10 protein-coding genes are annotated in these 9,884 nt (G+C 71.1%); 4 read left to right on the top strand and 6 right to left on the bottom strand.

Annotation, left to right across the window (positions count from 1 at the left end; translation table 11 throughout):
• Positions 1-36: 36 nt before the first annotated feature.
• Genes ABT247_RS28125 through ABT247_RS28110 form a run of 4 tightly spaced genes read right to left on the bottom strand, consistent with a single transcriptional unit; the run spans position 37 to position 2,744 of the window.
• A complete protein-coding gene (locus tag ABT247_RS28125; protein ID WP_350747772.1) occupies positions 37-504 on the bottom strand; it encodes a protease inhibitor I42 family protein in 468 nt (155 codons plus the stop codon).
• A complete protein-coding gene (locus ABT247_RS28120; protein WP_350747770.1) occupies positions 501-872 on the bottom strand; it encodes a hypothetical protein in 372 nt (123 codons plus the stop codon). The genes ABT247_RS28125 and ABT247_RS28120 overlap by 4 nt, the downstream gene beginning before the upstream one ends.
• A gap of 31 nt (positions 873-903) precedes the next feature.
• The gene (locus ABT247_RS28115; protein ID WP_350747767.1) at positions 904-2,481 is read right to left on the bottom strand and encodes a hypothetical protein; all 1,578 of its coding nucleotides are present in this window, start codon (positions 2,479-2,481) and stop codon (positions 904-906) included.
• Positions 2,482-2,483: 2 nt separating this feature from the next.
• A complete protein-coding gene (locus tag ABT247_RS28110; RefSeq protein WP_350747765.1) occupies positions 2,484-2,744 on the bottom strand; it encodes a hypothetical protein in 261 nt (86 codons plus the stop codon).
• Positions 2,745-3,177: 433 nt separating this feature from the next.
• Between ABT247_RS28110 and ABT247_RS28105 the strand changes: the two genes are divergently transcribed.
• The gene (locus tag ABT247_RS28105) at positions 3,178-3,390 is read left to right on the top strand and encodes a DUF6269 family protein (RefSeq protein WP_350747762.1); all 213 of its coding nucleotides are present in this window, start codon (positions 3,178-3,180) and stop codon (positions 3,388-3,390) included.
• A 66-nt stretch (positions 3,391-3,456) separates the two neighbouring features.
• Here the strand turns inward: ABT247_RS28105 and ABT247_RS28100 are convergent, their stop codons facing one another.
• A complete protein-coding gene (locus ABT247_RS28100) occupies positions 3,457-4,221 on the bottom strand; it encodes a TrmB family transcriptional regulator sugar-binding domain-containing protein (protein WP_350747760.1) in 765 nt (254 codons plus the stop codon).
• Between the two features lie 78 nt (positions 4,222-4,299).
• Positions 4,300-5,049, bottom strand: coding sequence for a helix-turn-helix transcriptional regulator (locus ABT247_RS28095; protein ID WP_350747757.1), 750 nt, complete (start codon positions 5,047-5,049; stop codon positions 4,300-4,302).
• Positions 5,050-5,633: 584 nt separating this feature from the next.
• Here ABT247_RS28095 and ABT247_RS28090 point away from each other — a divergent pair.
• The 3 genes from ABT247_RS28090 to ABT247_RS28080 are packed head-to-tail and all read left to right on the top strand — an operon-like array spanning position 5,634 to position 9,774.
• On the top strand, positions 5,634-8,405 hold the full coding sequence (locus tag ABT247_RS28090) for an alpha/beta fold hydrolase (RefSeq protein WP_350747754.1): 2,772 nt from the start codon (positions 5,634-5,636) through the stop codon (positions 8,403-8,405).
• Entirely contained in the window at positions 8,402-9,373 is a 972-nt protein-coding gene (locus ABT247_RS28085; protein ID WP_350747751.1) for an NAD-dependent epimerase/dehydratase family protein, read from the top strand. Before ABT247_RS28090 ends, ABT247_RS28085 begins: the two co-directional genes overlap by 4 nt.
• Positions 9,370-9,774, top strand: coding sequence for a nuclear transport factor 2 family protein (locus tag ABT247_RS28080; RefSeq protein WP_350747748.1), 405 nt, complete (start codon positions 9,370-9,372; stop codon positions 9,772-9,774). The genes ABT247_RS28085 and ABT247_RS28080 overlap by 4 nt, the downstream gene beginning before the upstream one ends.
• Positions 9,775-9,884 lie beyond the last annotated feature (110 nt).

Below are 9,884 nucleotides of genomic sequence, written 5' to 3'. Positions count from 1 at the left end.
GGGGTGGGCGTGGACCCACCCCCGACCGGGGACGGCTCAGCCGACGTCGACGGTGAACTGGCGCTTGGTCTGCTCCGGGCCGCCCGAGTACGTCATGCCGCCGCGGTCGCGGTAGGCGACGTGCAGGGTGACGGTCGTCCGGCCCGGCTGCGCGCCGGCCCGGAAGACGAAGTAGTAGTGGCCGCCGGAATCCGAGCCGATCGCGCCGCCCAGGTTGGACAGCTCGAAGTTCCGGACGTACTCGTCGCCGACGGTCTGCACCACGGCGGCGTCGGGCGCCGGCTCGGCCACCGTCCAGACGTCGCCCCAGCCCCGGTGCGCGCTCACCTCGACCGAGAACAACTGGCCCGGCTTGACAGACAGTTCACCCGACGTCGCGGTGAACACGGTGCCGTGGTCGAGCTTGCCGGTGGTCATCCGGTGGACCGCCACCGCGCCCGCCGACCCGGCGACCGCCAGCAGGACCACGGCGACGAGGACGATCCGCTGCCACTTCTTCCTCACGAGTCCGCCTCCCGGTCGGTGACGCGCAGTGCCAGTACGGCGGCGACCGCGTCGAGCCAGCGGGCGACCAGTTGGTCGCCCGTCGGGTCCTGCACGACCGTGGCGGCCGCCGCCAGCCAGTCCCGGGCCGCCGCGGCGGCCGGGCCGGGCAGCGGTTCGGGCAGCTCGGCCGCGAACGCCGTACCGCCGGCGCGGACCACCTCGCCGAGGAACGCCACGGCCCGGGGCAGCACGCCGAGCCGGTCGGCGACGATCGCCGCGGCCACCGCCCCGTCGCCGAACAGCGTGGAGCGGACCACGCCGGGGGCCGGCAGGCCGAAGCGCAGCAGGACCTCGATGTCCAGCTCGGCCAGCCGGTCGTCACTCATGGGCTGCTGGTTGGCACTCAACTCTCAAGCCTCACTTGGGCATCCGGACGCTGTCGGCGATGGGGAGCTCGTCGCCCTGGGTGGCGCCCCCGAGGTGGTTGTGGACGAAGTCGTCCTCACTGACCCAGACGGTGTAGCCCCAGGGATTGTAGATCTCCAGCTGGTCACCGCGGTGCGCGATGATCATCATCTGGTGGCCGTCCGGGAAGAACTTGTCGTTCTTCACGGAGATCGGCACCGGCTTGCCCTGGTCCACCGACGACTCGACCTGGGCCAGCACGTCCCGGCGCTGGTCCGGCCCCTCGAGGTCGACGTTCTTGTAGCCGGCCCCGGTGTGGTCGCCGATCTCGGAGTTGGCGATGTCCTTGGACTCCCAGTCCCACATCCCGTCCCCGCCCAGGTGCATCCAGGAGCGGGAGTCGTAGACGCGGTTCGTCTCCTTGTCCCAGCGGTCCTTGGCGGCCTGCCCGTTGTCGTACGCCGGGTCGCCGGGGTGGCCGCCCGTGGTGAGCTGGAAGGCGAACAGCGGGTCGACCATCGCCCGGGCGGTCACCGTCGAGGCGGCCACGCAGGTGCTGTGCTGGCCCTGGTCCCAGGCCACCCCGTCGTAGCCGGTCGGGCTCTGGCCGGGCGTGGACGAGGCCAGCTGGACCGGCGAGATCCGCGTCGCCAGCCACCCGGGGTCGTCCGCGTGGTCGTGGATCTGGTCGTCGAAGGCCTTGATCTCGTCGTAGCTGTGCCCGGCGGCCAGCGCCTTCATCAGGTAGGCCCGCTCCTCCGGGGACTTGCTGCCCGCGAGCAGTTGGTCGAACCGGGCCCGGTCCGCGTCGCTCATCTGGTCCATCAGCTGGGAGGCCCGGACCGCGTTGGCCTCGGTGAGGATGGTGCCGTCGCTCTCGTTGCCGGCGACCGAGGCGTCGACCAGCACCAGCTTGTCCTCCGCGCCCAGCCCCTTGTTCTTGAACTTGCCGGCCAGCGCCTTGTTCGCCAGGGCGTTCAGCTCGCGGGCGGCCGTCCGGCCGGCCGTCTCGGCCTTCACCGCGGCGTCGTAGATCGACTTGATGCCCTCCTTCGCCTTCGCGTGGGCGGTGTGCATCTTGTCGTCGTCCCAGTTGACCGGGTCCGGCGCCCCGCTGATGGTGATGTCGTGCAGCAGCTTCAGCGCCTCGCTCAACGGAGCCGCGCCCTGCCCGTGCAGGGTCTGCGCCTCGCTCAGGGCGGTCGCCAGCGCGCTCAGCTGCTGCCGCCCCTTCTCCATCGCGTCGCCGCAGCGCGTCAGGTCGTCCGCGGAGGCCCTGACCACCTCGGCGGCCTTCTCGCCGACCTGCCCCGTCCAGGCGTCCGGCAGGTGCTGGGAGCTGACCTGCGCCACCTTCATCTGCACGTGGTCCAGTTGGCCGACCGCCGTCTTGTACGCGGCGGCCACCGCGGCGATCTTGCCGGAGTCGCCCTTGGGCGCGGGCAGCTGCAGGGCGTCGTGCACCGCGTACTTCAGATCACCGGCGCCCCACATGCCGTGCGACTCGTCGATGGTCTTCTTCAGCGACGCGACCTGCTCCATCGGGGTGCCCGGGTCGATGCCGAGCGGGTTCATGTCGTGGTCGGGCACGGTCAGGCTCCCGGCTTCTGGTACTGCTTCTCGACACCGTGGTCCGTCGTGGCGTAGTTGCTCGCCGTGGTGTGCACCTTGCCGCCGAGGTCGATCAGCGCGTCGAGGTTCACCCCGAGCTCGTCCTGCCAGGCCGACCAGAAGGTCTTGACGGCGTCACCCGCGTGATCACCGAACACCGCCGGGTCCGACACGTTCAGCTTGCCGAGCGCGTCCTTCACCGACCGGACGTCCTGCCCCGCGGCGATCAACCGGTCCCCCACGTCCCCGAGTTTGTCCGGATGCGCACTGAACCCCGTCCCGGCACCGTCGCTGCCCATACCCGCTCCCCCGTTCCCCGTCGACCGTCCGAAGATCGCCGGACAGCATAGCGGCAGTTCCGCCGCCTCCCGCCGGGAGGAACGCCGGGCCGGACGGGTGTGCGCACAACCCGTCGGATCTGTACGGAACGGACACAGGATCGAGGGGAAGTCTTGGGGGAAGTCGGGGCGCACGCGGCCGTCCCGGCACCGGTCCGACCGACGTGGATCCAGCCACTTTCGGTGCCGGGGTGAGAAATGTGCGACGGCGTACGCAACGATGTGTGGCGAATCGGTGACTCATACAGGTCGGTTCAAGGCGCCGCATAGGTGGATTACCGATACTGATTCACAACGGGGGCCGTACCAAGGACAAGCGCCGCATCCAGGAGGAGCTATGGACAACGATCGGCTCGACCGCGTTCGAATCCCCCACCCGCTGTCCGTGCTGGACCAGATAGAACAGGACCACGAGGCCGAGGACTCGGCCTACCTGCAGTCCTGTGACACGCCGTGGGGTGAGGTCCTGGCCGCGTACATCGACGTCCTCACCGAGCTGATCACCTCGCAGGCCGAGGGCGACGAGCCGGGCGAGCAGGCCGACGCGTGACGGCGCCGCCTCGGACGGCGTCCTGAGGAAAGCGCAGCCGACCGCCCTGCCCCGCCCTCGGTCCGATCACTCGGAGCCGGAGCGGCTCGGGGGCAGCAGGCCGAGTTCGGCAGCCCGGACCCCGGCCTGGAAACGGGAGTTGGCGCTCAGCAGGGTCATGATCTCGGCGACGTACCGCCGGTAGGTGCGCACCGAGATGGCGAGCTCACGCGCGGCGACCTCGTCGGTGACCCCGGCGCGCAGCGCCCCCAGGATCTGGCGGGCGAAGGCCGCCCGGGCACGGTCACCGAAGACGATGCGCTCGTTGGCGGGCACGGAGCCCCGCCAGACGTTGTCGAAGAGGATGTGCAGGGTGTGGATCACCTCCGGCACCCGGATCACCGCGGCCCGCCGGTTGACCCCGGTGCCGGTGACCACCAGGGCCGCCTCCCGGTCGACCATGACCGCCTGGAGCGGGGGGACCCGGGCCACCCGGATGGCCACCGGGTGCGGCAGGTCGATCTGTTCCCGGACGAAGGTCTCGTCGAGCAGCTCCGGCGAGCTGAGCAGCTGGACGGTGACGGACGGGTCCGCCTTGTAGAGGAGCCCTCGTTCGGACCGCTCGGAGCGCTCCTCCTCCTGGATCCGCCTGGCGTGCACGATGTCGATGCTCGAACGCGCTCCGGTGATCATCGCCTCCGCCGTTGCGAGGACGTCCCGGTAGGGTCCGCTGATCGCGGTGATGAGCCGATCGGTGGAATAGCGGTCGCGGTTCATCGCGACCGTCGACTCGATCAGCGCGCTCACCCCGAGCAGCGCCTCCTCCAGTTCGTCCACGGCCCGATCCGGCACTGCTCCAACCCTCTCCGTCGCCTTGCTGACAGTCCCGGCGGTCCCCACCCGGTGTGGGCGGGCGGGGACCGGCCCCGATCACCCCTGGCTGGCCAGCAGCCCCAGCTCGACCGCCCGGAAGCCCGCCTGGAAGCGGGAGTTGGCGCCGAGCTCCCGCATGATCTCCGCCACGTGGCGACGGTAGGTGCGCAGGGAGACGTTGAGCTCCTGCGCGGCGACCTCGTCGGTGTGGCCCTCCCGGAGCATCTCCAGGACACGCCGCGTCTGGGCGGTGTCGAGGCGCGGGCTCAGGGTCACGTGGTGGACCAGCGGCCTGGCACGCGACCAGGCGCCCGCGAAGAGGAGGTCGAGGGCACGGACCACGGCGGGATCGTTGACGGTGACGGCGTCCCGGCCACCACGCCCCGCCGCCCCGGAGCGGACCAGCGCACCCCGGCCGTCGACGATCAGCACCTCGCGCAGGTCCGTCTCGGACACCCGCACCTCGACCTGAGGCATTCTCAGGTTCGCGAGCAGGTCGACGGCGCCTTCGGTGGCGGCACCCACGCAGAGCACCCGCACGACGGGGCCGCCCTGGGCATGCTCCGCCCGTGGCGGTCTGGAGAGCACCCGACGGGCCTCGACGGCGAACTTCCCGTTCGAGACGAGCGCCAGGCTCACCGAGCGACGGGCGCCGGCGATCAACTGCTCCACGGTCTCGCTGAACGCCTCCGCGTCAGTGCGCGACACCGGTGCGGGACCGTCGGCGCGCCGACGGTGCAGCGAGACCGTCGACTCGATCAGCGCCCTGGCCTGTAGCAGAGCCTCCTCGACGTGCTCCGCGTGCACCTTCGGAAGTTCGGCTCCCGGTCCGGTCGTTAAAGTCCTTACACCCACTGTTCCTAGCCCCCGTTGATCCATCCCGCGCTCATCCGTTGCGCACGCTCCAGGCTCAGCTGGAAGCACCTGCCGTTCGGAGCGGAAGACCCCCTTCTGGTGGGAGGCGTGCGAACGGGACAGAGATCAACCACACCCTAGTTCGACGCCCATCGCCCGTCAACGAAACGTCTCCGGGCTTGGTTTGCGCGCATATAGCACAGCGGGTCGGCTATGCAGCGCCCTACGGCCATCGCGACAGCAAGATGTCGATCAGCGGCCGAACCGACGGCCTCACCTTCCGCTTCCGGCACCCGGGGCTACCCGTCCGTCACCAGCCGTAGCACCGCGCGGCTCTTCAGGCCAGCGCCCGTCCCGTCAGGCGAGACACGGCCTACGGTTTCGACCGCACGGCCCCACGGACAACAGGGGCCCCACGCTTCCCCTTACTCGGCCCTTACCCAATGGTTCGCCGTCCCTACACCCCCCAGTCCGGGGCTAGGGCCTTCTCCCTGCTCGTCCCCCCGGCTCCACCAGAGCCACGCCTAGGAGAAACCATGACCACACCACCCACGACCATCGTCGATCTCCTGCTGAGAGCGGCCGAACGGCAGCCGTCGAGCGGTCTGCGCTACTGCACCGGCGGTTCCGGCGCCGGCCACCGCGACCAGAGCCACGTCGAACTGCTCGCCGGGGCGCGCCGGATGCTGACCGGACTGCGGGCGCACGGGCTGCGGCCGCAGGACAAGATCGTGCTCCTGCTGGAGGACCCGGCGGAGTTCCTCACCGCCTTCTGGGCCGCGCAGTTGGGCGGCTTCGTGCCCTGCCCGATGGCGCCGCAGCGTGGCGACCGGAGCCGCTGGGCGGCGCAGCTCGAGCACGTGGACGCGCTGCTGGACAGGCCGCTGGTGGTCACCGATGCGGCACTGGCGGCCGAACTGCCGCCGGTGGAGGGCCTGGTGGTCACCACGACCGACACTCTGGGCCGGACCGCCGACGGGCACGACGGTGAGCCCGCCGGCGAGCCGCACCGGGCCGCGCCGGAGGACGTCGCGGTGCTGGTCCTGACCTCCGGATCGACCGGGAACTCCAAGGCCGTCGAGCTCAGCCACGCCAACCTGCTGGCGTCCATGGCCGGGAAGAACGGCTACCACCGGCTCACCGAGACGGACACCTCGCTCAACTGGGTCTCCTTCGACCACGTCGCCGCGCTGCTGGAGTGCCACCTGCTGCCGCTGTCCGTCGGCTGCCGCCAGGTCCACGCCTCGGCCCAGGTGGTCCTCGGGGAGCCGCTGGAGTTCCTGCGGCTCGTCTCCGAGCACCGGGTGACCATGACGTTCACCCCCAACTTCCTGCTCGGGCTGCTGAACACCGCCGCCGAGCGGATGCCCGCGGCCGACCGCGAGCGGCTCGACCTGAGCGGGCTGCGGCACATCGTCAGCGGCGGTGAGGCGGTGGTCTGCGCGACCGGCCGCACCTTCCTGGAGCGGTACGCGCCGTACGGTCTGGACCCGGCGGTGCTGTGGCCGGCCTTCGGGATGACCGAGACCTGCGCGGGCAGCATCTACTCGCTCGGCTTCCCGCAGGCGGACGAGGGGCGGGAGTTCGCGAACCTGGGCACGCCGGTCGAGGGGCTGCGGATCCGGGTCGTCGACGCGGAGGACCGCGCGCTGCCCGAGGGCGAGGTCGGTGAGCTGCAGCTGAACGGCCCGATGATCACCCGTGGTTACCACAACAACGAGGCGGCGACCCGGGAGGCGTTCACCGCCGACGGCTGGTTCCGCAGCGGCGACCTCGGCCGGATCGACGAGGGCCGGCTCTCCCTGGTCGGGCGCAGCAAGGACAGCGTCATCGTCAACGGCGTCAACTACTTCAGCCACGAACTGGAGACGGTGCTGGAGCAGTTGGACGGGGTGAGCCCGGCGTACGTCGCCGCGTTCCCCACCCGCGCGGCCGACGGTGACACCGAGCAGCTGGTGGTCGCCTTCCACTGCCCGCTGCCCGCCGAGGACGAGGCGGGTCGCTACCGGACACTGGCCGCCATCCGCAGCACCACCGTGCTGACCTGGGGATTCCGGCCCGCCCTGATCCTGCCGCTGCCGATGGAGGCCTTTCCGAAGACCAGCCTCGGCAAGATCCAGCGGGCCCTGATGCGCAGGCGGCTGGAGTCCGGCGCCTACCAGCAGGCGCTGGACGCGGTGGAGGAGTTGACGACGCGCCGGCTCGGCGGCTACAGCGCTCCGGAGGACGGGACGGAACGGGTCCTCACCGAGATCTACGCCGAGCTGTTCGACACGGACCCGGCCCGGATCAGCGCCACCGCCAGCTTCTTCGACCTGGGCGGCACCTCGCTGGACATCCTGCGGCTGCGCGGCAAGGTCGCGGAGCGGTTGGGCCTGGCGGACCTGCCGATCATCACCGTGCTCACGGCGCCGACCGTCCGCACGCTCGCGAGCCGTCTCACCCAGCTGCGGGGGCTGGGTGAGACGGAGTACGACCCGGTCGTGCCGATGCAGGTGAGCGGGGACAAGACGCCGCTGTTCTGCGTCCACCCCGGGGTCGGCGAGGTGCTGGTCTTCGTCAACCTGGCCCAGTACTTCGTCGGGGACCGGCCGTTCTACGCGCTGCGGGCCCGGGGGTTCAACGAGGGCGAGAAGCCGTTCCGGACCTTCGAGGAGATGGTGGACACCTACGTGGCCGCGATCCGGGCCCGGCAGCCGCACGGCCCGTACGCCCTGGCCGGCTACTCCTTCGGTGCCGCGGTGGCCTTCGAGATGGCCAAGGTGCTGGAGGGGCAGGGCGAGCGGGTGGACTTCGTCGGCAGCTTCAACCTGCCGCCGCACATCAAGTACCGGATGGACGAGCTGGACTTCGTCGAGACGGCCGTCAACCTGGCGTTCTTCATGGCGCTGATCGACAAGAAGCAGTCCCTGGAGCTGCCCGGGCAGCTGCGCGGCCTGCCGCGGGAGGAGCAGCTGGCCAGGTTCCTGGCCCTGGCGCCGCCCGCCCGGATTGCCGAACTGGACTTGGACCAGCCGAAGTTCGCGGCCTGGGCGGAGCTGGCCGACCGGCTCACCGACCTCGGCCAGTCGTACCGGCCGAGCGGCTCGGTCCGCTCGATGACGGTCCTCTACGCGGACCCGCTGCGGGGCACGAAGGAGGACTGGCTGGCGAACGAACTGCGCCGGTGGGACGACTTCACCGAGGAGGCCAACCGGTACGTCGAGGTGCCGGGAGAGCACTACACCCTGATGGGCCCGCAGCACGTGGCGGCCTTCCAGGCGGTCCTGCGCAAGGAGCTCGACCGGGCGATGGGAGAGGGCAAGTGAGGGGCAAGAAGATCCTGGTGACCGGCGGAACCGGTCAGGTCGCACGTCCGGTCGCGGAAGCGCTCGCCGCCGCCGGGAACGACGTGTGGTGCATCGGCCGCTTCGGCACCCCGGGCGTGGCCGACGAGCTCCGGGCGCGGGGCGTCACCACCTGGCGGTGGGACATGGAGGACGACTCCGAGGACGCGTTCAAGGGCCTGCCGGAGGACTTCACCCACGTCATCCACTCCGCGGTCCGGCGCGGCGACGACGGTGACTTCAACCGGACGATCGACGTCAACACCACGGCCACCGGCCGGCTGATGGCGCACTGCCGCACCGCCGAGGCCTTCCTGTACGTGTCGACGGGCGCGCTCTACGCCCGGCAGACCCTCGACCACGCCTACACCGAGGACGACCCGGTGGACGGCGTCGCGGACTGGCTGCCGGCCTACCCGGTCGGCAAGATCGCGACCGAGGGGGCCGTCCGCGCCCTGGCCCGGGTGCTCGGCCTGCCGACCACCATCGCCCGGCTCAACATCGCCTACGGGCCCGGCGGTTACGGCGGCGTCCCGATGCTGTACTTCCAGCGGATGCTCGACGGCCAGCCCATCCCGGTGCCGCGGGAGGGCCAGAACTGGTGCTCGCCCATCCACACCGCCGACATCGTCCGGCAGGTGCCCCGGCTGTGGGAGGCCGCGTCGGTGCCCGCGACCCTGGTCAACTGGGGCGGGGACGAGGCGGTCGGCATCACCGACATCGTCCGCCACCTGGAGGAGCTCACCGGGGTGTCCGCCCGGCTGGTGCCGAGTGACGTCACCCGGGAGACCTACCAGTTCGACCCCGCGCTGCGCCGCCGGCTGACCGGCCCGTGCGAGGTCGACTGGCGCGAGGGCCTGCGCCTGACCCTCGCCGCCCTCCACCCCGATCGCCTCAGGCCCCGGTACGCCGCATCCGAGCACGTCCAGCACCGAGGAGCCCGCACGTGACCCGGGAGAACGCCAACCTCGACCTCGTCCACGCCGCCTACCGCGCCTTCCACGACCGGGACGTGGCCGCCCTGCTGGCGACCATGGACCCGGGCATCGAGTGGGTCCACCCCGAGGGCCTCGCCGCGTACGGACTGGGCGGCACCAAGAACGGCCACCAGGGGGTGCTGGACTTCCTGGCCAAGGTCCCGACCGTGCTGGGCGGCATGCGGCTCGAACCGCGGGAGTTCGTGCACGCCGGTGACCGCGTGGTGGTGTTCGGCGTCCGCGCCGTCACCTCGCTGAGCGGCCGCACGGAGACCCTGCCGTTCGTCCACTCCTGGACCTTCCGGAACGGGCTGGCCGTCCGGATGGAGGACGTCTTCGACACCGTCGTGTTCACCCGGCTGATCGACAGCTGAGCCCGGACGACCGTCCGACCGCGAGGGGTGGCCAGCCCAGGGCGCCCCTCGCGGTGCCCAGGTCGCTACCCCAGGTGCCCATAGGTCTTCTATAGGGCCGCTCTCGATCC

Source organism: Kitasatospora sp. NPDC001539, assembly GCF_040298565.1.
In the GTDB taxonomy this organism is placed as follows: domain Bacteria; phylum Actinomycetota; class Actinomycetes; order Streptomycetales; family Streptomycetaceae; genus Kitasatospora.
This window is presented reverse-complemented; position numbering and strand designations above follow the sequence as displayed.

What these genes read in the sequence shown, in the direction of transcription:
- ABT247_RS28120 (WP_350747770.1), bottom strand. Translation starts at nt 872, where the DNA reads ATGAGTGACGACCGGCTGGCCGAGCTGGACATCGAGGTCCTGCTGCGC.
- ABT247_RS28105 (WP_350747762.1), top strand. Translation starts at nt 3,178, where the DNA reads ATGGACAACGATCGGCTCGACCGCGTTCGAATCCCCCACCCGCTGTCC.
- ABT247_RS28090 (WP_350747754.1), top strand. Translation starts at nt 5,634, where the DNA reads ATGACCACACCACCCACGACCATCGTCGATCTCCTGCTGAGAGCGGCC.